Annotated in this window: 20 protein-coding genes and 1 pseudogene; 8 read left to right on the top strand and 13 right to left on the bottom strand. The window is 58.8% G+C overall.

The features are described 5' to 3' along the window. Positions 1-35: 35 nt before the first annotated feature. Entirely contained in the window at positions 36-2666 is a 2631-nt protein-coding gene (locus AGA_RS06950) for a cation:proton antiporter (RefSeq protein ID WP_059023614.1), read from the bottom strand. 263 nt (positions 2667-2929) lie between these two features. Here AGA_RS06950 and AGA_RS06945 point away from each other — a divergent pair, with 263 nt between their 5' ends. From AGA_RS06945 to AGA_RS06940, 3 genes are read left to right on the top strand one after another with little or no spacing between them, the layout of a single operon-like run. Continuing rightward, positions 2930-3175: a hypothetical protein gene (locus tag AGA_RS06945; protein WP_157065320.1), complete on the top strand. Its 246-nt coding sequence runs from the start codon at positions 2930-2932 to the stop codon at positions 3173-3175. Further along, positions 3165-3338, top strand: a complete 174-nt coding sequence (locus AGA_RS13715) for a hypothetical protein (protein ID WP_157065319.1) — start codon at positions 3165-3167, stop codon at positions 3336-3338. Before AGA_RS06945 ends, AGA_RS13715 begins: the two co-directional genes overlap by 11 nt. Then, the gene (locus AGA_RS06940) at positions 3325-5034 is read left to right on the top strand and encodes an ABC transporter substrate-binding protein (RefSeq protein ID WP_059023612.1); all 1710 of its coding nucleotides are present in this window, start codon (positions 3325-3327) and stop codon (positions 5032-5034) included. The genes AGA_RS13715 and AGA_RS06940 overlap by 14 nt, the downstream gene beginning before the upstream one ends. A gap of 89 nt (positions 5035-5123) precedes the next feature. Here the strand turns inward: AGA_RS06940 and pstS are convergent, their stop codons facing one another. From pstS to rpmI, 5 genes are all read right to left on the bottom strand, one after another. After that, the gene (pstS, locus tag AGA_RS06935; protein WP_083503574.1) at positions 5124-6164 is read right to left on the bottom strand and encodes a phosphate ABC transporter substrate-binding protein PstS; all 1041 of its coding nucleotides are present in this window, start codon (positions 6162-6164) and stop codon (positions 5124-5126) included. Between the two features lie 27 nt (positions 6165-6191). Further along, entirely contained in the window at positions 6192-8651 is a 2460-nt protein-coding gene (gene pheT / locus AGA_RS06930) for a phenylalanine--tRNA ligase subunit beta (RefSeq protein ID WP_059023611.1), read from the bottom strand. Between the two features lie 4 nt (positions 8652-8655). Further along, positions 8656-9726: a phenylalanine--tRNA ligase subunit alpha gene (gene pheS, locus AGA_RS06925; RefSeq protein WP_059023610.1), complete on the bottom strand. Its 1071-nt coding sequence runs from the start codon at positions 9724-9726 to the stop codon at positions 8656-8658. Positions 9727-9880: 154 nt separating this feature from the next. After that, positions 9881-10240, bottom strand: coding sequence for a 50S ribosomal protein L20 (gene rplT, locus AGA_RS06920; protein ID WP_025824929.1), 360 nt, complete (start codon positions 10238-10240; stop codon positions 9881-9883). A 14-nt stretch (positions 10241-10254) separates the two neighbouring features. After that, positions 10255-10455 carry a 50S ribosomal protein L35 gene (gene rpmI, locus AGA_RS06915; RefSeq protein ID WP_059023609.1) on the bottom strand — a complete coding sequence of 67 codons (201 nt, stop codon included), beginning with the start codon at positions 10453-10455 and terminating at the stop codon, positions 10255-10257. A 550-nt stretch (positions 10456-11005) separates the two neighbouring features. Here rpmI and AGA_RS06910 point away from each other — a divergent pair. Genes AGA_RS06910 through AGA_RS06900 form a run of 3 tightly spaced genes read left to right on the top strand, consistent with a single transcriptional unit; the run spans position 11006 to position 15154 of the window. Continuing rightward, positions 11006-12334 carry a c-type cytochrome gene (locus AGA_RS06910; protein ID WP_059023608.1) on the top strand — a complete coding sequence of 443 codons (1329 nt, stop codon included), beginning with the start codon at positions 11006-11008 and terminating at the stop codon, positions 12332-12334. 20 nt (positions 12335-12354) lie between these two features. After that, complete coding sequence (locus tag AGA_RS06905) at positions 12355-12831, top strand: (2Fe-2S)-binding protein (protein ID WP_048853986.1); 477 nt, start codon at positions 12355-12357, stop codon at positions 12829-12831. Next, entirely contained in the window at positions 12824-15154 is a 2331-nt protein-coding gene (locus AGA_RS06900) for a xanthine dehydrogenase family protein molybdopterin-binding subunit (protein ID WP_059023607.1), read from the top strand. Before AGA_RS06905 ends, AGA_RS06900 begins: the two co-directional genes overlap by 8 nt. 232 nt (positions 15155-15386) lie before the next feature. On the opposite strand, the gene AGA_RS06895 is transcribed toward AGA_RS06900, so the two are convergent. Genes AGA_RS06895 through AGA_RS06875 form a run of 5 tightly spaced genes read right to left on the bottom strand, consistent with a single transcriptional unit; the run spans position 15387 to position 21559 of the window. Further along, positions 15387-15827, bottom strand: coding sequence for a SufE family protein (locus AGA_RS06895; protein WP_059023606.1), 441 nt, complete (start codon positions 15825-15827; stop codon positions 15387-15389). Then, positions 15827-17140: an ATP-dependent protease ATPase subunit HslU gene (gene hslU, locus AGA_RS06890; protein WP_059023605.1), complete on the bottom strand. Its 1314-nt coding sequence runs from the start codon at positions 17138-17140 to the stop codon at positions 15827-15829. The genes AGA_RS06895 and hslU overlap by 1 nt, the downstream gene beginning before the upstream one ends. Further along, a complete protein-coding gene (hslV, locus tag AGA_RS06885) occupies positions 17140-17739 on the bottom strand; it encodes an ATP-dependent protease subunit HslV (protein WP_059023604.1) in 600 nt (199 codons plus the stop codon). The genes hslU and hslV overlap by 1 nt, the downstream gene beginning before the upstream one ends. Positions 17740-17784: 45 nt before the next feature. Next, positions 17785-19779, bottom strand: a complete 1995-nt coding sequence (locus AGA_RS06880; protein ID WP_059023603.1) for a response regulator — start codon at positions 19777-19779, stop codon at positions 17785-17787. Further along, entirely contained in the window at positions 19763-21559 is a 1797-nt protein-coding gene (locus AGA_RS06875) for an ATP-binding protein (RefSeq protein WP_059023602.1), read from the bottom strand. Before AGA_RS06875 ends, AGA_RS06880 begins: the two co-directional genes overlap by 17 nt. A gap of 254 nt (positions 21560-21813) precedes the next feature. Between AGA_RS06875 and AGA_RS06870 the strand changes: the two genes are divergently transcribed. Further along, on the top strand, positions 21814-22227 hold the full coding sequence (locus AGA_RS06870; RefSeq protein ID WP_059024715.1) for a hypothetical protein: 414 nt from the start codon (positions 21814-21816) through the stop codon (positions 22225-22227). A 47-nt stretch (positions 22228-22274) separates the two neighbouring features. On the opposite strand, the gene AGA_RS06865 is transcribed toward AGA_RS06870, so the two are convergent. After that, on the bottom strand, positions 22275-22718 hold the full coding sequence (locus AGA_RS06865) for a hypothetical protein (protein WP_172793704.1): 444 nt from the start codon (positions 22716-22718) through the stop codon (positions 22275-22277). Between the two features lie 2 nt (positions 22719-22720). Here AGA_RS06865 and AGA_RS14080 point away from each other — a divergent pair, with 2 nt between their 5' ends. Continuing rightward, on the top strand, positions 22721-22924 hold the full coding sequence (locus AGA_RS14080) for a hypothetical protein (protein WP_231945732.1): 204 nt from the start codon (positions 22721-22723) through the stop codon (positions 22922-22924). 425 nt (positions 22925-23349) lie between these two features. On the opposite strand, the pseudogene AGA_RS14455 reads toward AGA_RS14080, so the two are convergent. Beyond that, positions 23350-23406, bottom strand: a pseudogene (locus AGA_RS14455) (MJ0042-type zinc finger domain-containing protein); the annotation flags it as partial. Positions 23407-23554 lie beyond the last annotated feature (148 nt).

Raw genomic sequence — 23554 nt, 5'->3', positions numbered from 1 at the left:
GCGCAGGCGCAGCGTTTAGTCCGCGCCTGCCGCCTTTATTTATCCGATGGCGTAGTACCCTCGTCCCGCTCATCTGGCGGCATCAGGGCCAGCACATCAGTCCCCGGCGCAAGCAACGCTCTTGCGGCCAGACCATCCTCATCCATAGCGGCTATCTTCTGCTTAGGCAGGAGCGAGGTTGGGCGTTCACCAGCTTCACGCTTACGCAAAATAGTTTCGATATTCTGCATCACCACCGGGTAGTCATCCACCAGACGCCGGAAGCGTGATGCCTTAATAGCCATGAAGTGCCCAAACTGCACAGCCCTTACATTGCCCACGCACCGCCAGCGATGCAGCGCTTCCTGCGCCCCCAGCAGGTCCCCAGCACCGTACAGCTCATCCACGCCAGCTACGTGCGCCTCCACCAGACCCGCGCTGATGAAATAGACGTAACGCATCTTTTGCCCTTTGCGGCAGAGCATTTCCTGCGGGGCCACAAACCTTAGGGAAGTTGTGGTCGCAAGGTCATGCAGTTCCGCACCCGGCAACCCCTTAAACACGGCTGCATTTTTAATCCGGTCTTCAATCCCGCTCCGCAGGTCAAAACTCAACCGTTTGTTCAGGCGATGCCTACGGCGCTCAAGCTCCTTGAGCAGCTCACGGTTCAGCTCATCACTGATCAGAGATTCGGAAAGGAGGGTGTCATACTCCTCCCCTTCCAACCGCAGGGCAATCTGGCGGAAGATGCGGTTTTCCAGAGCCTCAGCGTAGCCATGATAATGCAGACGCAGGGTTTCCAGCGCCTCATCCAGCAATTTGCGCTGGCGGGAGAGCACCTCGGCCACGATCTCGCCAATACGGCTCCCCAAGGTGGGTTCAAGCCGTTCACGCATAAACCGGGTCAACGAAATGGAAATGAAATGCGCCACCATCAGCATTTCAAACCGTTCGGCCATGCACAGCATCAACGGCCGGTCCCACCGCATATGGTTGTGCACCCATTGCGCCAGATTAAAACGGAATGACGGGCTAAGCCTGCGCCGGAGCGCCCGCACATAACCCAGCCGCCCTTCCAGACGTGCACCATCAATGGCCGCTTCCGAAGAACGAAGCAGCGTTTCCATCACCCGGCGGGACAACCCTTGCATACGGAACAGGTCCAGCAGCAAAGACCGCTCCTGACTGGCTATGGTGATCAGCGCAAGGTTGACGCGCTGGGTGTCGGACAGTGCCTGATCGAACACATTGGCGGCCTGCTCCTCCTCCGACCGGCGCTCGATCTGCTCCAGTACCGGGCGCGTGGCATCCGCGCTGAACCCCAGTTCTCCGCCCAGTTCCTCCGCCCGCTCGCGCACATTACCCAAACCAATGCCCAGCACCTGGTGCCGCATGGCCTCATCGATGGATGAAAGCTGGTCGAGCTTTAGAAACAGGACAAGAGAGCGCAGGGTCGTGCCATTGACCAGCAGGGTAATCAGAACAAAGCCGGTGGCGATAATACCGATAAAATGGGCTATCGGCGTTGCCACATGTTCGTTTTCGGTCACAGCCAGCGCCAACGCCAGTGTAATGGCCCCACGCAGCCCACCCCACACCATGGTCACCTTGAACGGCGTTGGCACGGGAGGGGAAAGACGAGACCACGCCAGCAATGGCAACATCCCAAACACCACAGCGGCGCGTGCGGTAAGGCCCGCAACGCTTGCAATCAGAATAAGAACCCAGTCCCAGCGGGTCATGCCGACCAGCAGATGCGGCACAAGCATGGAGGCCAGCACAAACACCAAAGACCCGGCCCAGAACACCAACTGCTGCCATAACTGGTTAAGAAACAGCCATGTCTGTGGTCGCACGGTGGACGGCCCGTAAACAGAGAGCGTCAGCCCCGCAGCAGCGGTTGCCACCACGCCAGACACCCCCAGAAACTCGTCGGAAATAATATACACCACATAGGGCAGCGCCACGCTGAGCGTAATTTCAGCCGCGGAACTGCCAATGGCCGACATCATAGCCAGCGTAAGCCGCCCGAACAGCACCCCCACCACAAGCGCACCTGCGAAGGAGACAACAAACGAGACCACCGCCTCCCCCGGATGAATGGCACGGTGCAACGTTACGGAAGGCAGCAGAATGGAAAAAATGGAAATGGCCGCCGCGTCATTAAGCAGCGCCTCGCCTTCCACCAGCCGGGTCAGCCGGGTGGAGGCTCCAATATCGCGGAAGATCCCGGCCACGGCGGACGGGTCCGTGGTAGCCACAATGGACCCCAGCAACAGGCAGACTACCAGCGGCATGCCGGCAAAGGGCATAAGGGCAAAACCGATAAGGGCGGTGGACAGCGCCACCGCAACCACAGCCAGAAGCAGCACCGTTGCCGCCTCATGCGCCAGCCGACGCACATCTATGGCCAGAGCGCCCTGAAAAACCAGAACAGGCAGAAAGATCAGCAGGAACGACTCACTACTGATAGGAAAATCAAGCAGGGTTTCGGCTATGCCACTCAGGGCCGAGGCATAGGACGTGCGTAAGGCAAAGTCCGCCAGCGAACCAATAATAATGCCCACAATAGCCAGCAGAACTGTTTCCGACAGCTCAAGCTTGCGGGCAATTGGCTGCACCGCGCTCACCACCACCAGAAGGAGCGCAATAACAAGCAGTATCGCAGCCAGCCCTGTTACCGCCATACCTATGCCCCTTTATTCCAAAACCTGTCTGATTCTGTCCTTGCTAACATAATGATAAGGCAAGGAAAGGGCAGACTCATCTCTCTGGCTCCGCTTTTAACAGGCCATACGCAACCATGCCACACCCGCACGCGCGGGGCGGACAGATGCACATAACGCATAAGTGGCGGTTTTTGCACACCCGGCGGTAACCGCAAAGCGTGACTGCGAACTCCTGCGGACAACACTTTTCGCGTCAAAAAATTAGGAGTATGGTCGATGCCATGAAGAAAACCATGTGCTCCCGATTTCAGCTTGCCATGCTTGTGTTGCTGGCCACAGGACTGTCAGCCTGTGCGGAAGACCCGCATGCGCATTATTACCACCCGCATCGCCACCTTGGGCAGGGAGCGCCCGACTGGTACAGGCCACCTGCAACACCACAGGATTCCTTCCATTACCAGAAGTCACTGAACACTTATCAGAAACCCGCTAACAGCAACGGCGGGGCTGTTCAGTATGACCGATAAAGACAAAACGGAAAAAGTTGTCCGTATTGCCGTTATTGCCGGGGCCATCATGGTTGGCATTATTGTCCTGTGCTCCATGTATTCCGGCTTTGCCGCCCTTATGACTGGGCAACCCCTGCCAGACCAGCCAGCCCAGACGCTGGGCCAGAATGAGAGCCATTAAAGAACGTTCCTTCCTTTTTCTGGCCATGGGGTTTCTGGCCTGCACCGTGCCGCCCGCATGGTGCGCGCCGCACACGGAAACGTTACCCGCCCTACCCTACCCCGAACATGGCGGCGGCACGCTGCGGCTGGTTGCCGCAGCCTCTGGCGGCACTCTGGACCCCCAGATCAACTACACGGGACAGTATATTAACCTCTTTGCCAATGTGTATGACGGGCTGACCACGTTCCGTAAAACCACAGGCCCGGCAGGCAAGGATGTTGTTCCCGATCTGGCCGAAGCCCTGCCCACGCCACAGGACGGCGGGTTGACCTATACATTCACCCTGCGGCCCAACATTTACTTCTCAAACGGCCAGCCCGTTACCACAGCGGATGTTGTGGCCTCCTTCCAGCGGCTTTTTCGTATTGGCGCACCCACAGCAGGGTCCTTTTATGGCGCCATTGCCGGTGCGGATGCCTGCCTGCGCACCCCCGCACACTGCACGCTTGAAAAGGGCATTGAGGCTGACCCCGCCAGCAGGCGCATCACCTTTCACCTTGCTCGGCCTGATGCGGAGTTCCTGCAAAAGCTGGCTTTTACCCACGCCGTTATCTTGCCTGCCAGCGCCCCCGACCACGACACGGGCAATACCCCCTTGCCCGGCACCGGCCCCTACCGGCTGGAAGCCTATGATCCTAACAATTTTCTTACTCTTACCCGCAATCCTGCTTTCCGCGTCTGGAGTGCAGATGCCCAGCCAGCAGGTTACCCGGACCGGATAGAGTACACATTTGGTGTCCCCGAAGAGGCCGCCGTAACGGCCGTGGAAAACGGGCAGTATGACTGGATGGCAGATGCCATTCCCCTTGACCGGCTAGGCGAACTGGGGAGCCGCTTTGCCGGGCAGACGCACGTCATGCGTCACCCTTCCCTCTATTTTCTTCCCATGAACATGCATGAAGCCCCCTTTACAGACATAAGGGTACGGCAAGCCGTTAATTATGCGCTCAACCGCAAGGCGCTGGTTATTCTGTACGGTGGACCGGGCATTGCCCGCCCGTTATGCGGGCTTATCCCTTCCGCTCTGGATGTTGAGGGGCAGAAATGTGCCTACACACGGGGCGCCACACCTGCGGACCCCGCACAACAATGGGCCGGGCCAGACATGCAGGCCGCCCGCCAACTGGTGCGCGAAAGTGGAACCGCAGGGCAAAAGATCACACTGGTTGTTGCCAGCACCAGTGCGGAAATGGCCATGGGTGCATGGGTGCGGGACATGCTGCAATCCCTCGGTTATCAGGCCGTGTTACGCCCGCTTAGCAGCAGCCTGCATCTGGCCTACATCCAGAATACGGACAACCACGTGCAGATTGCCCTAACAAGCTGGTCGGCTGATTACCCGTCTCCATCCAACTTTCTGGATGCTCTGTTCGGGTGTGAAAATTTTCATCCTCATTCAGACAGTTCCATCAACATCCCCGGGTTCTGCGATGCGCACACCCAGTCGGTCATGGACCGTGCCAAAACGGATGTCAGCCTGACCACACAACAGCGCAACCAGCTCTGGCTGGAAGCCAACAGGCTGATTATGGAACAGGCCGCAGTTGCCCCCGCCATTGAAAAAAACAACGTGGTCCTGACATCTTCCCGCGTGCAGAATTTTTTTTATACCGAGGTCAACCAGCTTCTGTTTTCTCAGGTCTGGTTACACTAACAGCCGCGGCAGGCGGTTTATCCACAGAATCTGTGGATGAAATATAGGACAAGTCTGGAATGAGCGCGGGATAACGCCTGAATGGCAGCCTATTCCGCTCCAAACCGCTTGAGCACCCGCGCCTTGATAAGGTCAGGCAGCGGGACATAATCCAGTTGCTGGGTAACCACGTTGCCTTCTACCAGCCCCCAGCGGAAAAAACGCCGCACTTGGTCGCCCTGATTATCGGGCGTGGCGGTTGCTGGGAACAACACATAGGTTGTGGTGATAATAGGCCAGCTCTCCGCCCCTCCCACATCACTTAGAGATGCGGTCAAGTCTGCATCATCCCACTGTGCGGCCTCTGCGGCATGGGCAAAACTGCTGGCGGACGCTGTTACAAACGCTCCATCGTGGTTTTGCATCTGCACAAGTGCAAGGTGGTTACGCGCTGCATAGGCATATTCCAGATAACCAATGCTGCCTGCGGTATTTTGCACATAGGCGGCAATGCCATCATTCCCCCGCGCACCAGCCCCTGCTGGCCACGCAACAGATGTGCCTTTACCCACATTCTGCTTCCACTCGGGCGAGACATGAGCAAGGTAGTCTGTAAAAACATACGTTGTGCCCGACCCATCTGCCCGGTGCAGAGGCGCAATCGCCTGATCTGGCAGGGACAGGCCGGGGTTCGGCGCCGCAATCCGCGGGTCGTTCCACTGCGTAATGGAACCGGCGTAAATATCCGCCAGCACCGGGCCGCTCAGGCGCAGGGCACCATCCGCAACACCGGGCACATTGGCCGTAACAACAATGCCACCAATAGCAGTTGGCACCTGCACAAGCTTGCCAGCTTCCAGCTTTGCATGAGGCATGGGAGCGTCAGATGCCCCAAAATCCACCGTGCCCGCCAGAATCTGGTTCTGCCCCGCTCCAGAGCCAATGGTCTGGTAATTAACCTGCACTCCAATGGTGGATGAGGCCGCAGCAGACCATGCCTGATACAGAGGAGCCGCAAAGCTGGAACCTGCCCCTGTAATTTCCTCCTCCGCCTGCCCTGCACGCGGCAGCGCCAAGCTGCCGCACAGCAGCAGAACGGCAAAACCGGCTTTGACCCAACGGCTCACGCGGACGGGGGTGTAATGTGCCATGATCTGCTCCTTCTGCTGCCGCTGCCTTTATCGCAGAACGGCTCCGGTTGCCTTGCTGACAGCCGCAACAATACGCTCGGACACCGCCTCAAGTTCGGCATCCGTCAGGCTCTTATCCGTAGGTTGCAGGGTTACTTCCACCCCAACCGACCGCGTGCCTTCCGCCACATGCTGGCCTGTATAGATATCAAACAGGCTCACATCGACCACAAGCTGGCGGTCTGCCCCACGCACGGCACGCAGTACGCTTTCCACCGGAATATCCTGCGCAATGACAAACGCAAAGTCACGCCGCACAGGCTGGAAGGCGGAGAGGGTTGGCGCGTTCCGCTTTTTCTTTTTGGGCTGCGGCACGGCTTCCACAAACACTTCAAACGCCACAACAGGCACATCAATACCCGTTGCCTGAAGCACAGAGGGGTGCAACTCGCCAAAATACGCCAGAACGTTCTTGGGCCCCTGCCGCAGCACGCCGGAACGACCGGGGTGATACCATGCAGGCGCATCAGCCGTTGTTGTTATGGCATCCGGGTTGACCCCAAACTGCCGCAGGAGTTCCTGCGCATCGGCCTTAGCCGCCCACAACGAAACCGGGTTACTGGCTGCGCCGGGGTAACGTGGGGTGTAACCAGAGCGCACACCAGCCGCGAGAGTCTGCTGCGCATTTTCCGCAAAGGCCGGACCAATTTCAAACAGCCCGATATCCCCCCACCCGCGCGCACTATTGTGCCGCACGGCTGCAACCAGATTGACCAGCGGCGTTGGCCGCATCTGATCCAGATCGGAGGCAATGGGGTTGAGCAGACGCAGGCTTTCCGGCGCACTGCCAAAATTCATGGCCTCATCGTGCGAAACAAAGGAGAAGCCGACAGTCTCCGTCAGCCCACGTGCCGCCAGCACCCGGCGCGCCAGTGCAAAACGGGTCTGAACTGGTGTCAGAGACGCACCGGGCACCACGCTGAGCGCAGGCAGGGGCACAGCGGGAACCGCGTCCAGCCCCTTCAGGCGGAGCACTTCTTCCACCAAGTCACTTTCTGCCTCAATTTTTGCCACGCCTTCGGCCGCCTGAGCAGCCACATTGGCGGGTAGATCCTGACCCTGAGACAGAACGGGAGCCTGCGCCACATCGTTACGCCATGACGGCACACCCACATCCACCTGTGTGCTGGTGCGTTCCTGCACCTCAAAACCCAGCTTTTCAAGCAGAGCCACACTCTCATCCGCTGGCACATCCAGGCCGCCCAGATCCCGCACCCGGTCAAAACGCAACGTTGCCGTGCGCTGCCATGCAGGCTGCTGCCCAGCCGAGACAACCTCGCTGGCCTCCCCACCGCACAGTTCAACAATCATACGGGTTGCAGCCTCAAGTGCCGCCACAGGCAGGGCCTGATCCACGCCGCGCTCAAACCGGTAGCTGGAATCAGACGACAGGCCGAGCCTACGGCTGCTCAGCGCAATGCACACGGGGTCAAACAGGGCGCATTCCACGAACACGTCGGTCGTGGCCTCGGTTGCCCCCGTGGCCTCTCCCCCCATAATCCCGGCGAGTGACTGCACACCGTTCTGGTCCGCAATAACGCAATCATCCGATGTAACGGTGCAATCCTGCCCATCCAGCGTGCGGAAAGTTTCGCCCTCACCGCGGCAGATGGTCAGTTTGGAACCAGCAATCTTACCGGCATCAAACACATGCAGTGGGCGACCGAGGTCAAAACAGAAATAGTTGGTAATATCGACCAGCGTGGAAATGGAACGCAGGCCAATGCTCTCCAGCCGGTTACGCAGCCATTCCGGGCTAGGGCCATTTTTGACCCCACGGATGGTCCGCCCCAGCACCCACGGGCACGCTTCCGGGTACGTAATGGCCCACTCCACGGGGGACGGAAATGTGCCTTCCACCGTCTCGGCCAGCCACGGACGCAGCGTACCCAGACCAGCTGCAGCCAGATCACGCGCAATGCCACGCACCCCCAGCGCATCCCCCCGGTTGGGCGTTATGGCAATATCAATGACCACATCATCCAGCCCGGCATAATCAGCATAGGACTGGCCGGGCAGCGTATCGGCTGGTAGTTCAGCAATACCGCTGGTTTCCGCTCCCAGTCCAAGCTCACGCAGGGAGCAGAGCATACCGCCGCTCAGTTCGCCACGGACCTTGCCTGCCTTAATGGTAATGTCCAGCCCCGGAACGTAAGCGCCCGGAGGTGCAAAAATAACAGCCAGATCCTTACGAGCGTTAGGGGCGCCACACACCACCTGTACGTCCGAAAAACCGGGGCCGGCATCCACCCGGCAAACCTGCAGGCGGTCCGCATTGGGGTGGGGCTGGGCGTCCAGAATACGTGCAGTCAGGAAAGGCTCAAGGGCTGCCCCCTTGTTCTCCACACTTTCCACTTCCAGCCCGATCTGGTTGAGCGCTGCGCAGATTTCGGCCAGCGTTGCCTGCGTTTCCAGATGGTCATACAGCCATGACAGCGTGAATTTCATTGTCTCACACCCCTTCGTGCAGCAGTGCAGGTGCGAGCGGGTCTGCCCCGTAGTGTCGCAGCCAGCGAATATCGCTTTCGTAGAACGAACGCAGGTCGGGAATGCCGTTTTTCAGCATTGCCAGACGTTCAACCCCCATACCAAAGGCAAAGCCCTGCCATTCGCGCGGGTCCAGCCCACAGTTGGCCAGCACACGGGCATGAACCATGCCTGCGCCAAGCACTTCCAGCCAGTCTTCCCCTGCCCCGATTTCACCCGTTTTGCGTGACCAGCCAATATCCACTTCCAAAGACGGTTCGGTAAACGGGAAGTAGGATGAGCGGAAGCGGACCGGCAGGGAGGGCTTGCCAAAGAATGCGCGCAGGAACTCGATCAGGCAGCCTTTGAGATGCCCAAGAGTAATCCCCTTGCCCACAACCAGACCTTCGCACTGATGGAACATGGGGGAATGCGTGGCATCATGGTCCGCACGGTAGGTGCGGCCCGGCGCAATAATACGGATGGGCGGCTTTTGCCCCAGCATGGTGCGGATCTGCACGCCGGAGGTCTGGGTCCGCAGCACGCGGGTTACGTCCAGCCCCGGAGAAGGCGGCAGGTAAAACGTATCGTGGTCAGTTCTGGCGGGGTGATGATCCGGCGTGTTCAGCGCCGAAAAATTGTGCCAGTCGGTCTCAATATCCGGCCCTTCGGCAACCTGAAAACCCATGACGCCAAAAATGGCCGTCATTTCCTCAATCGTGCGGCTGATCGGGTGAATGTAGCCTGCGGCCTCCGCCGGTGGCGGCACGGTTACATCCAGCTTTTCTGCAATCAGGCGGGCCTGAAGGGCGGCGGCTTCCAGCTCACGCCCACGGGCTTCCACTGCCTGTGTCAGCTCATCACGCAGGCGGTTCAGGGCCACACCCCGCGCCTTGCGCTCATCGGGTTGCATTTTTCCCAACGCTTTGAGCAGGCCGGTCAGGCGACCAGATTTACCAAGAGTGCCAACGCGCACGGCATCCCATGCCCGCAGGTCTGTGGCACCAGCCAGTTCCGACAGGACATCCTGCCGAAGAGTTTCTAGATCGTCGCTCATGGAACCCCGCGCTGAGGAGAAAATGCTACCGGGCGGATACAATCTCCCGCCGTGGGAGAAAAGCCCTTTGGCCCAAAAACCATTCGCCAGATAACAAAAAGGCCGCCCGGTAATGGACGGCCTTCCTGCATACCGGGTCTGTCAGGACCAGCAATCAGGCTGCCAGAGCGGCCTGTGCTTTCTTGACGATTTCGGCAAAGGTTGCTGCGTCATCAAATGCGATGGCGGCCAGAACCTTGCGGTCAATCTCGATCCCTGCCTTGGCCAGACCGTTAATGAAGCGGCTGTACGTCAGGCCATGTTCACGCACCGCAGCGTTGATACGCTGAATCCACAGGGCACGGAATTCGCGCTTTTTGTTACGGCGGTCACGATATGCGTACTGAAGCGCCTTTTCAACGCGTTCCAGAGCAATACGGTAGTTGGTGGAAGACCGGCCGCGGTAACCCTTGGACAGTTCCAGAACTTTTTTGTGGCGTGCGAGTGTGGTTACACCGCGTTTAACACGTGCCATATCTTAGATGCTCCTTACAGCCCGTAGGGGGCCCACTGCTTAACCGTACGGCCGTCCTGCGGCTGAAGAACCTGCGTGCCGCGAGCGGAACGCTTCATCTTCTGGGAACGCTTGATCATGCCGTGACGCTTACCGCACGGACCGGAGAGCACCTTGCCGGTAGCGGTGATTTTGAACCGCTTTTTGACCGACGACTTGGTCTTCATTTTGGGCATTTCATTACTCCTGAAATACGCTGGACATAACCGCCTTACCTCAACGGGGAAGCAAAGCGGCATCTGCACGGCCGGGCATGCCCCACAGGCCCGGAACGCGTGCGCGAATGCGCTTCCTTAAAAGAAAGGCGGCGGGCTTTCAAGCCTTCGTTGCAACAATTCGGCAACAGACCGACCGCCCCGATTCTTCGACCGGTCGGATTCTCCACCCCTTGATGCCTGCATATATACAGTATCAGCCCCACCAGTGCGGACCGCTCCCCCGAAGAAAATGCATGACGCACATGCAAATCTTTACTTGTCTATATCTTTGTGAATATAGATAATAACCAAAAAGAGCCGTTTTTTGTAATATTCTTGCGATATATATAAATCATATACACTTTGTCGTGTAATAACGCGCCTTCTATGCGTTTATCTGTGATGCAAATCCAGATAAGACTAGTCCTCAATCAACGACAGACCGCAGACGCTGTTCCTCTGGCTGTGTTGGGCAGACTTGATCCATCTGCCTGCCAGACGGGACGTTTACACATAAGGTGGGGATAGAGTGATCAAACGTCTATTAGCAGGAGCAGCAGCCATTGGTGCTGTTGGTGGGCTGGGTTTTCTTTATTACGCCTGGTACCCGCCTATTGAACCGGTAGAACGCCCGGACCCCAGCAGTTTTTCTGCCGAGCAGATTGAGCGCGGCCGCATTGTGGCAGCCGAGGGATACTGCGCAGAGTGCCATACCCGTACAGATATGGGCGGCGGGCCGGAACTGGCTGGTGACTACAAAATGGATACCCCTTTTGGGGCCATTTTCTCTTCCAACATTACGCCAGACCCGGAAACCGGAATTGGCAACTGGTCGGAAGAAGCCTTCCAGCGCGCCATGCATCTGGGTGTCTCGCGCAAGGGTGTGCATCTGATTCCGGCCTTCCCGTTTGATCATTTTACCAAAATGACCGAACAGGATGTGTCCGACCTGTACGCCTATCTGATGACACGCCCTGCCGTGCACATGACGCGCCGCCCCAACGAACTGCCCTTCCCTCTTAGCCTGCGCATTCTGCAGGCTGGCTGGAAGCTCCTGTACTTCACGCCCGGCACGTACAAGCCCGACCCACGGCATGATGCGCTGTGGAACCGCGGTGCTTACCTGTCCGAAGGCAATGCGCATTGTGGTGCCTGCCATACGCCGCGTGACTTCATGGGGGCAGAAAAGAAGAGCGCTGCTTACGATGGCGCCGTGGTGGACAACTGGATTGCCCCGCCACTGAACGAACATAACCCTACCCCCACCACATGGACGGAGGACGAACTCTTCCAGTACCTGCGGTTTGGGGTAGCTCCGCTGCATGGCCCCGCTGGTGGCCCCATGTCCCCCGTTCCGCACCGCTTCCTCTCCACGGTGCCTGAGGAAGACGTGCACGCCATTGCCCATTACTTTGCTGATGTGGACCACGCTGCCGAGCGCGAAAAGCATGACAAGGCCGCCCTTGCCCGCGCCATGGAACAGTCCAAGACCGATCTAATCGGCCCGAATGTGGACCCGGACGCCAAGCTCTACCAAGGTGCGTGCGCCGCCTGCCATTACAATGCGGCCCCTTCGCCCGTTCTGGGCCGCCCCGATCTGGCTCTGAACAACGCTCTATGGCTGGATGAACCGACAAACCTCTATCAGGTCATCCTGCATGGCCTGACGGCGGAAGAAGGCCAGTCCGGCGTTGCCATGCCCAGCTTCTACAATGCCCTGTCCGACCAGGATATGGCGCGCATTGCGGCCTATCTGCGCCGTACACGCACCACCCTGCCACCATGGACTGATCTGGAAAAGAAAGCAGCCGCAGTGCGCAAGACCGTTACCACCATTCCTGTCAATTCATCGCACTAAGACGGACCACGGAGTAAGAGATGGTAAAATTCAAACTCAATGGCCGTGACGTTTCTGTCGATGTGCCAGACGACACCCCCCTGCTGTGGGCGCTGCGCGATGATCTGGACCTGACGGGCACAAAATTTGGCTGCGGTGTTGGCCAATGTGGCGCCTGCACCGTTCTGGTTGGCGGCCGGGCAACCCGGTCCTGCATCACCCCGCTCAGCTCGCTGGAAGGGGCCGATGTAACCACCATTGAAGGGCTGGACCCCAATGGCAAACACGCCGTGCAGGAAGCATGGAAGGACATTCAGGTTCCGCAGTGCGGCTACTGCCAGTCCGGCCAGATCATGCAGGCTGTGAGCCTTCTGAAGGATTATCCCGACCCGACGGATGAGGAAATTGACGGTGTTATGGGCGGCAGCCTGTGCCGCTGCATGACCTATGTCCGCATTCGCAAAGCCATTAAAAAAGCAGCTGCCGCCCTGCGCAAGGAGGAGGCGTCCAATGGGTAAGCTCGAACGTATTGCGGCACAGCAGGACCGCGCTGCTGGCCGTGGCCCCTCACGCCGTAGTTTTCTGCTTACCGCTGCCGGCTCTGCCTTTTTGTTCGGGTTTGCCCGCCAGGGTAAGGCGGCGCAGGTTTACCCGCAGGGTGCGCCTGCCGCCCTTAAGGAAGCCGCCGCCTTTGAACCCACAATCTGGTGCTCCATTGCGCCGGATGGCTGGGTGAACGTGAACATTATCCGCGCGGAAATGGGCCAGCATATTGGCACGGCCCTCGCCCGTATTATTGCGGATGAAATGGAAGCCGACTGGAACAAGGTCCGCATTACCTATGTGGATACAGACCCCAAATGGGGCCTTATGGTTACCGGTGGGTCTTGGTCCGTATGGATGACGTGGGACCAGTTCCGACAGGCCGGGGCTGCTGCACGCACGGTTATGGTGGAACAGGGCGCCAAACTGCTTGGTGTTGCCCCCTCCGCCTGTATTGCCCGCAACGGGCAGGTCATTGCTGGCAACCGTTCCGTAAGCTACGGCGATATTGTCAGCCGCGCACACCCGACCAAAACATTCACACCGGAGGAAATGGCCAAGCTGCCACTCAAACCCTCCTCCGAACACCGGCTGATTGGCAAGGACGTCAAGGCGCTGGATATTCCAGCCAAAACCGACGGCTCCGCCATTTACGGCATTGATGCCAAGCTGGATGGCATGGTGTATGCCCGCCCCAAGCTGCCGCCTACGCGTTATGGCTCCAAAGTCATCTCGGTGGACGATAGCGAGGCCAAAAAGGTCAAAGGGTATATCCGCTACATTGTGCTGGAAGACCCCTCGGACACCGTTCCGGGCTGGGTTGCGGTTCTGGCATCGTCTTACCCCGCTGCCATCCGTGCAACCGATGCGCTCAAGGTTGTGTGGAAACCGGGCAAAACGGCCAACATCACCGAGCAGGACATTCTGGACTACGGCCGCAAGCAGATTGCGAACAAGGCCGGTGGCTCCCGCGTGTTCAATGACCCCGGTGTGGACGAAACCTTTGCCAAAGCGGCCAAGGTGGTGGAGCAAACCTACACCTGCTCCTCCGTGCTACATTACCAGCTTGAACCCATGAACGCGCTGGCCCGCCAGCACGAAGGCAAGTGGGAAGTGCATTGCGGCAACCAGTGGCAGACCCTGTTCCTGCCCGTTATTGCCAAGGCGCTACAGGTGCCTGAATCCGAAGTGGTCATGCGCAGCTATCTGCTGGGTGGGGGCTTTGGCCGCCGCCTGAACGGGGACTACGCAGTGCCTGCGGCCCTTATTTCCAAGGCCATTGGTGGCAAGCCGGTCAAGCTGGTTTTCACCCGCTCGGATGACGTGCTGTTTGACTCCATCCGCTCCCCCTCCGTGCAGACGGTCCGTGCTGCATTGGGGCAGGATGGCAACATTACAGCATGGCAGCACCATGCCTCCGCTGGCTGGCCAACCCGCGTTATGGCCAGCGCATTCATGGAAAAGGGCGATGATGGCAAGCCCTATGACCAGTTCGCCATTGCCGGTGCTGACCACTGGTACGATGTCGGCCCCATGCTGGTACGTGCTCTGGACAATGATCTGGCAAGCGAAACCTTCCGCCCCGGTTGGCTGCGCTCGGTCAGCTCCGGCTGGACGCCATGGGCGCATGAGAGCTTTCTGGATGAAATCGCCCATGCCCGTAAGCTGGACCCAGTGGACTACCGCCTGAGCCTGCTGGACAGCAAAGGCCGCAATGCTGGCAGTGCCCCCAACTCCGTTGGTGGGGCCAGCCGTCAGGCCAATGTGCTCAAACATCTGGTGGAGAAATGCGGTTACGGCAAAGTATCCCTGCCTGCGGATACAGCCATTGGCATTGCCACAACCTTTGGGCAGGAACGCAACATGCCAACATGGACGGCGGGTGCCGTGCAGGTGCATGTTGACCGGAAAACAGGCGTTGTTACCTGCCAGAAAATCTGGCTGGTGCTGGATGCTGGCACAATTATTGACCCCGATGGCGCTGCTGCACAGACGGAAGGCGGCGCATTGTGGGGGCTGAGCATGGCGCTGTTTGAAGGCACTGAAATTGTAGATGGTAATGTACGTGACCGGAATTTGGACACATACACCCCACTGCGTATTTCGGACGTGCCAGACATGGACGTTGAATTCCTGCCAAGCACGGAAAAACCGATGGGGCTGGGTGAACCCGGTGTCACAACCATTGCTCCGGCTGTGGGCAACGCCATCTTTAATGCTGTTGGCATTCGCCTGCGCCATCTGCCCATCCGCCCAGAGGATGTGCTGAAAGCACTGAAGGAAAAAGGGAACGCCTGATCCTTTCAGTTTTTTTCCTATCAAAAAAGCCGGTCCCCCCATGTGGTGGACCGGCTTTTTTTGTGCTTGAACACACGGCCAGCATGAACAGAAAAAGCCCGTTACAAGCCGATTATTGAACATTCTGCTCACTGTTTTTATCCGGGAATGGTGGATGCTGCCACTCCCCCGGCTTTCCCCCAAACCTGCTTATACCGACAGATTCAGGGGACTACAGACCAAGAGCGGCTAGTCAGGCCGATACGGCGGCAGCTGAGCGAATAGCGCGCGCCATGGCTTCCACCCCGTTACCGCGGTTGGTGGAAAGAGCCTGAACCAACCCCAGATCACGCAGGAAGCCGGGGTCCGTCGCCTGAATTTCCTCCCGTGTGCGGCCAGAATACACACGCAGCAGAAGTGCCACCAAACCACACACAATGGCAGCGTCGGACAAGCCAGCAAAGTAGAGCTTGCCGCCCTCCTCCTTTTCCTCCAGCCAGACCTGACTCTGGCAGCCAGGTACGCGGTGCGCATCATTGCACCACTCTGGTGGGAATGGCGGCAGTTTGCGGCCCATTTCTATGATGTACTGGTAGCGTTCCATCCAGTCATCAAACACGTCCAGTTCATCGCCAATCGCTTCAATCGCTTCTGCCGCAGTGTCTTCCTGCGGGCTAACAAACGGTGCTTCCATTATAAAATAAACCTGCTCAGATCACCCTTACGGGCCAGTGGGGCTACTTTGTCGCGTACCATGGCGGCATCCACTACCACGCTTTCTCCCTGCCGGTCGGAAGCGGTGAAGGAAATATCCTCCAGCAGTTTTTCTAGCACTGTAGCCAGCCTGCGCGCGCCAATATTTTCGACCCTGTCGTTAATATCGGCTGCCAGCTCTGCCAGAGCGTCCACCGCATCATCCGCAAATGTCAGGTTTACACCTTCGGTTTTCATCAGAGCTGTGTACTGCTTAAGCAGCGAGTGTTCGGGATCTGTCAGGATACGCCGCAAATCATCGCGCGAGAGAGGTTGCAGTTCCACACGGATGGGCAAGCGGCCCTGCAACTCGGGCAGCAGGTCGGACGGCTTGGCCAGATGGAACGCGCCTGAGGCAATAAACAGAATATGGTCGGTTTTGACCGGACCATGTTTGGTGGAAACGGTTGTCCCTTCGATAAGAGGCAGCAGGTCGCGCTGCACCCCCTCGCGCGAGACATCGCCCCCCTTCATCCCGGTTTCGGATGAACGGGCGCACACCTTGTCGATCTCATCCAAAAAGACAATGCCGTTATTCTGCACATGGGCCACGGCCTCACGCGTCAGGCTTTCGCTATCCAGCAGACGTTCGGTTTCCTCCCGCCGCAAATGCTCACGCGCTGCGGAAATCTTGAGTTTTTTCTGCTTGGGGGCGCGGTTCATAAAGCCTTTCATCATGTCACCAATATTGATGACACTTCCCGGCATCATGCCCGGCATATCCGTAGGCCCTGCTGGTGCCGGGTCTGTTACGGCAATATCAATTTCCTTGTCTTCAAGCTGGCCGCTGCGCAGCATGGTCCGGAACTTGCTTTTGGTATCGGCTGAGGAACCCTCGCCTGCCAGAACGGTAATAATCCGCTCTTCCGCTGCCTGAGCAGCCTGCTCCTCCACATCCTTGCGGCGCAGATCCTTGAGCATAACAATGGCAGCGTCCACCAGGTCGCGCACAATGCTGTCCACATCGCGGCCGACGTAGCCGACCTCGGTAAACTTGGTGGCTTCCACTTTAAGGAAGGGAGCCTGCGCCAGTCTGGCCAGCCTGCGAGCGATCTCAGTCTTGCCGCAACCGGTCGGGCCGATCATGAGGATGTTCTTGGGAACCACTTCCTCACGCATGGCTTCGGGCAACTGCGCCCGGCGCCAGCGGTTACGCATGGCAATGGCGACCGCCCGCTTGGCGTCCCCCTGCCCCACAATATAACGGTCAAGCTCGGCAACAATGTCACGCGGGGAAAGATGAGGGGCTTGCATCAGGCTTGGTCTCCCGCAGTTTTGGCGTCCAGCGTTTCAATCCGCACGGAGTGGTTGGTATAAACACAGATGTCGCCTGCAATCTTCATGGCGCGGGTTACAATTTCCTCCGCCCCCAGACCATCTACCGTCAAAAGCGCACGGGCGGCGGAAAGGGCATAGTTACCGCCCGATCCAATGGCAATAATACCATCCTCGGGTTCAAGCACATCACCATTGCCTGTCAGGGTATAGGAGTGCTCGGCATCGGCCACGGCCATCATGGCTTCCAGCCTGCGCAGGTAGCGGTCCGTACGCCAGTCCTTGGCCAGTTCCACACAAGCGCGCTCCAACTGGTTAGGGTAGCGCTCCAGTTTGGCTTCCAGCCGCTCCAGCAGGGTAAAGGCATCTGCCGTAGCCCCGGCAAACCCAGCCAGAATGGTGCCAGATGGCCCAATCCGCCTGACCTTGCGGGCGTTCCCTTTGATGACGGTGCTGCCCAGCGTGACCTGACCATCACCCGCCATGGCAACCTGTGCGCCGCGGCGCACACAAAGAATGGTGGTCCCGTGCCAGCCGACGGGATCATGCGAAGACAAAGCAGAATGAAAACTATCCATAACACCAAGAAATAGGCGTTCTGACGCAGGACACAAGAGGGAGGGCTATGCTGCCAGCATAGCCCTTACATCTCCCAGCAACGCATCACGCGTGTAAGGCTTGTGCAAAACGGCAACGCCTTCTGGCAACACGCCAAAATCTGCATAGCCGGTCACAAACAGAACGGGCAGTTCCTGACGGACGGCATGGATACGCCGGGCGGCCTCACCCCCGTTCATGCCGGGCATCATAACGTCCATCACCACAAGGGCTATGCTGGCTATGGACTGCACTTTTTCTACAGCCTCCGCACCGCTGGACGCCTCTACAACCTCGTACCCGGCACGGCGCAGGAAGCCACTGGTTACGGCCCGCACACCCGGCTCATCATCCACAACCAGAATAGTGCTGCCGCCCCTGTTTTCTGGCAGAACACGGGCTATGGTCTGCACCGTATTGGCAGGCACAGCGGGGATGGCTGCGGCCATTTCCTGATCCATGGCAGGGAACCACAACTCAACAGACGTGCCGCCACCGGGAGCACTATCCACCCGCACCTCACCACCGCAATGACTGATGAAGCCGTAGATCATAGACAAGCCAAGCCCTACGCCCTGCCCGGTGCCTTTGGTGGTAAAGAAGGGGTCAAAAATACGCGCACGGATGTCATCCGTCATGCCAACGCCACGGTCAGTGACCTGCACAACGACCCACGCACCTGCATGTTCGCGCCCAACGTGCCGACCAAGCAGACGCGCCACCTTGCGCACCGACACGCAGGTTTCGCCCCCTTCCGGCTGGGCATCCAGCGCGTTAATGCACAGGCTGAACACGGCAAGTTCCAACTGTACGGCATCCGTCCACACAGGAGGCAGAGGCTCTTCGGGAATGCTGAAGCGCACACTACTAAAGCGGCTCATACCCTCCAGCCGGGCTGCATCCAGCGCCCCGCGAATTTCCTCCGGAACCTTACCCTGCTTCATGAAGCTCTGAAGGTTTTCCAGCACCTCGTGCATATCCACCCTCTGGCAGACCAGATGCCGGGGGCGGCTGAAGTCCAGCAGCTTGCGGGTCAGCACCGCCCCACGACGGGCAGCTTCCATGGCGTTTTCGTACAGCCGGGCAACAGACTCCTCACGCGGGGGTTCCAGGTCCTGCACAAGTTCCAGCGACCCCTGAATGGCTGTCAGCAGATTGTTGAAGTCATGCGCAATGCCACCGGCCAATGTCCCAATGGCCTGCATTTTTTGCGCCTGCCGCAACCGCTGCTCCAGACTTAACAGTTCGCTCACATCGCGGTCGATCAGAATGGAATAATCAGCCAACATGGAGGACTGCACGGGTGTATTGCGCATACTATCCAGCCGCACCCGCGTTAGGTCATGCCAGCGGGCCGGACCATCCTCGGCAGGAAGCTGGAGCACCTGCTGGTCGCGGCCGGTCTGGGCCAGTTGGCTCTGGGCTTCCTTCAGGCTTTCCAGCCGGGGGCCGTCCACCAGTTCTTCTTCCCGTCGTCCAACGCACTGTGCAACTGTATGGCCCAACTGGCTGGCCATCTGCTGGTTAAGGCGCACAAAGCAGCCGTCCTGATCCTTGACCGCCAGCCCAAAAGGCAGGTTATCCAGCAAGCCACGCAGCAGCAGCCGCTCGCACTCCAGTTCCTTTTCCAGAAAATACCGCGCAGACGCCTGCCCAACCATGGAGAGCAGGGTTTCATCATCCCACGGCTTGTACGCAAAAAAGGAAATCTGCCCCCGGTTCAGAGCTGCTTCCACAGCCGATATATCGGCATAACCGGTCAGCAGTATGGCCCCAGCGGCAGAAATCTCACGCGCATGGGCCAAAAAGACATCACCCGTCATGCCCGGCATACGCTGGTCGGAAATAATCACCGCAACGGAAGGATTCTGGCGGAGCCGTTGCAACCCTTCCTCCCCCGAGGAAGCGGTCAGAACCGTGTAGGCACTTTCCAGCAGATCAGACAGCGCGACCAGAATTTCCGGCTCATCATCTACGACGAGCACAAAAGGGCGCTGCGTTGGTTCATATAACGTGCTCACCGCGCCTCTCCTCTCCTGCCTTATAGGGCACCCGAATGGTAAAACAGGCACCACCCAGCCTCTCCGATCGTGTTATAACAATACTCCCGCCATGCGCCTGCACAACTCCGTAAGCCGTTGCCAGACCAAGCCCGGTCCCCGAGCCTACAGGTTTTGTTGTAAAAAACGGTTCAAAAACGCGTTCCTGTAACTCTTGCGGCACACCTGGTCCTGTATCCGATATCTGCAACACGTAATTTTCCGGCTGGCCGCCTTCTGCTGGCTCCAAAAAAGACATCAGCAGAATCCGGTCTTTGTCTCCCACACTCACCGCGCCCGCCTGTTTGCGGGCCAGCTCGCGTTTTTCCAAAATGGCATCAGCCGCATTGCTCACAATGTTCATAACCACCTGATTAACCAGCGCCGCCTGACAGACCAGTTCCGGCGGTGCCTCCAAGCGGCATTCAACAGCTATTTCCTGCCCAAGTTTGGGGGCCAGAAGTGTCAGCACCATGGCAATGGCGTCCGGTACGTCCAGCCGACGGAACTCCCCTTCCTCCAGCCGGGAAAAACGCCGCAGGCTGGCCACCAGTTCGCGCAGCCGGGATAACCCGACAAGGGAAGACACCAGCCGTTCCGACCCTTTGGTCAGGGCCACTTCCGCCACCTCCCTGTCACCACTCCGTACAGCCTGCAACGCTTGGGCCATACTCCGTTTGACCGTATTTTCGTGCGCCAGAACAAAGGCCAGCGGGTTGTTGAATTCATGCGCAATACCTGCGGCCAACTCCCCGAGAGATGCCATTTTGGCTGACTGCACAAGCTTGACCTGGGCATCGATCAATTTACGGTTAGCAGCCGCCAGATCCGCATTGACGCGGCGTAGCGCATCGGCCAGCGCCATACGGGCACGGGCACTTTCTATATGCGCTTCCTCACGCCGGGCTTCGTCCTGTAAGGTTTTACGGCGTACAAGGCTGCTTATCCGCGCCACCAGCAGTTCCGGCGCGATGTCCGAATCTGTCAGGTCATCCACCCCGGCGCTGAAGGCCAGTCGTATTTTTTCCGCCGAGAGCTGGCCATGCTCAACAACCCCTAGCACACGGGTACACTGGCGGCTTCTACGCCGAAAAGCGGATACAGTCTGCGCCAGCGCCAGCCCGTTAAAGGCCGGGCAGCTCAGGTCCACCACAATGCAGTCTGGCTGAATACGCCCGGCGCTAACATTAGACAGTTCAAGCCTGTCCGGGTCATCCACCAGTGTTGCGTCCTCACCGTTATCGCGCAGCATATGGACAATTTTGGGCGTTCTGCTGACATGGCGCCCGTTTGGCCATGCCCACAAAACTCCACCGGGCGCGGTAACCACCGAAACACGCGGCTGCCGGAACACGGCTCCTTCGCGCTCGACCGTTTCATCCCCAAACTCTCGCAGCAGGGCGCATATCCGAAAGATCAGAAAAACCGGGTCATCCGTTATGCAAAAGCAGGCATCCGCCCCGCGTTCCAGAATTTCCTGCTCCTGCGCGGCGTTATGCTCACCAACCAGAACAACCACCGGAATACCGCGTGTGGCCGATGTCAGCCGGAGACGTTGGCATAACTGGGCGGCAGACATATCCGGCAGATGGTCCTGCACAACCAAAAGGTTGGGTAATTCCGTATCAAACCCGGCAAAAACCGCGCGGCCATCGGCTGCTATGCGCACCCCCAGACCATGCTTGTCCAGTTCAGCCACAAGGCGTTGTTCGCACGCCGTATCCACACCCGCAAACAGGATGGTGCAGGAAAGAAAATCCATAAATTCGCCTATAGCTGGACGCCTAGGCCCACCCTTCTCACTTAAATCTGATTTTAACCTCTTACCAAACAAAAACGGCCGCCGTCTGCTCGCGAATGCGTTACCAGCCTTTGCACCGGTACCAGCCACCCTGCAAGCAAGGTGGCAAGACACACGCAAGAACTGTATAAAGGCCCAACTTTACGTAGCCTGCCTGCCTTAAAGGCAGATGGATGCACATTTCCGCCTCTGATTGCCTGAAGGAACACAGGTTCATGGACACGCGCACACCCATACCCGCTTCCCAGCAACCCATTGCCATGTCCTCCCGCCAGAACACTTCGGCCTCCGCCGGGTTGCGGCTACTGCGCACGGTTGTAGGGGCTGCCTGTTATTTTGTTTTCTACTTTGTGCAGCAGATGGCCGAACTGTTCGCCCCGCTTCTGCTCATTGCTGGCGCGGCGTGGGCCGCCCTGCCCGCTCTGGTTAAAACCCTGACCCGCACAACCGCCTCTGCCGACCCACAGGCGCATGACGCCATTGCCAGCGTTGCCAACGCCATTCCCGAACAGATTACCCTTGCAGGGCATGAGCTAACAGCAAGCGGGCTAATCTGTGATGGTCTGGGCCTTATGGCTGTTGCTGCGGCAGGTGCAACCCTAGCCATGCTGGTTGGTCGCAAGCTGTAAAATACCTGCGGCTCCGCCCGCCCATTTACGCCGCCATGACGCAGCGCCTAGCCCGGACGATGAATCCGGGCGGCTGCGGGCCACGCCTGCACAATGGCAGCCCACCAGTGCCAGACCCCAAGCAGAACCAGAACAGCCAGCACAAAGCTGGCAATCCATGCCCGGCGCCAGAACTGCTCGCTTAGCAGCAGGGCGCGCCCATCTACATCTGCCAGCCCTTTTGACCAGTTTGCCAGAGCGTACCGCGCACTCTGCAAAAGCGCGCCACCTTCTGGCCTGTAAGCCGGACGGGGAATATGCGCACCCAGCGGAGCCACATCAGCTTTGGCTGGTGCATCTTTGCCCTTGCTCTCAACCGCTGGTGGCGGCTGCACACTGGCATCAACGGCAACAACCTCTGGAGCGTCTTCCGTTACCTTTGCCACGGAAGACGTCGGCTCTGATACAGAAGGCTCCTCGGCTGCCGTAGCGTGCGGGGCTGGTGCCTCCACCTTTGCCGGAACCTCTGGCTCTGGCTCTGGCTCTGGCTCTGGCTCTGGCTCTGGCTCTGGCTCTGGCTCTGGCTCTGGCTCTGGCTCTGGCTCTGGCTCTGGCTCTGGCTCTGGCTCTGGCTCTGGCTCTGGCTCTGGCTCTGGCTCTGGCTCTGGCGCACTTACCGGCTGGGGTTCTTCCCCCTACAAGAGGTTTTTCTTCCTGAGTGGCGGGGGCTTCAACGGTTTTTACCGCCACATCCTCCACAGCGGGCGTGGCAATCGGCTCAGGTGTAACTGAGGGGGAAATCCCGTCATGATGATCCGGGGCGGGTTGTGCGTTCTCCGCCACCAGCTCTTCCGGATGTGTAGCCACGGCCTGTGGTGCCGCAGGTTCTTCCTGCACGAGAGGATCAGGTTTTGACGGCGGAGGTTCTTCGGCGGGAGGTGATGCAGCCGCATGCTCGTGCGCCTGTGGAAGCGTACCTGCGACCGCCCCAAGATGTTCCTTATCCTGCACGTCCGGCGCTGGCTGGACGGGAGCCTGTGCCGCAGGAGGTGGGGGAGCCGTGTGGTCATGCTCCTGCGTACCGGGGGGCGCAAGCCGCCACTTTACACCGCAGGCAGAGCATTTGAGCGCGTGCCTTTTAGCCAGAAGAGCTTCGGGAACCTGATATGCCGCACCGCAGGAAGGACAGACAATCTTCATGAACACTCTCTTAGCAGGGCCTCTCCCGGTTGCCCCGGTCTGGTTGGAACGGCAGGCAAGGCATCATGGCAGAAGACGAACGTAACTCCCCTTCCCTAACACAGGGCCGGGACGAACGGTGCCAGCACTTAATCCTAAAGGCACGGGC

It is taken from the genome of Acetobacter ghanensis (assembly GCF_001499675.1).
Lineage (GTDB): Bacteria > Pseudomonadota > Alphaproteobacteria > Acetobacterales > Acetobacteraceae > Acetobacter > Acetobacter ghanensis.
This window is presented reverse-complemented; position numbering and strand designations above follow the sequence as displayed.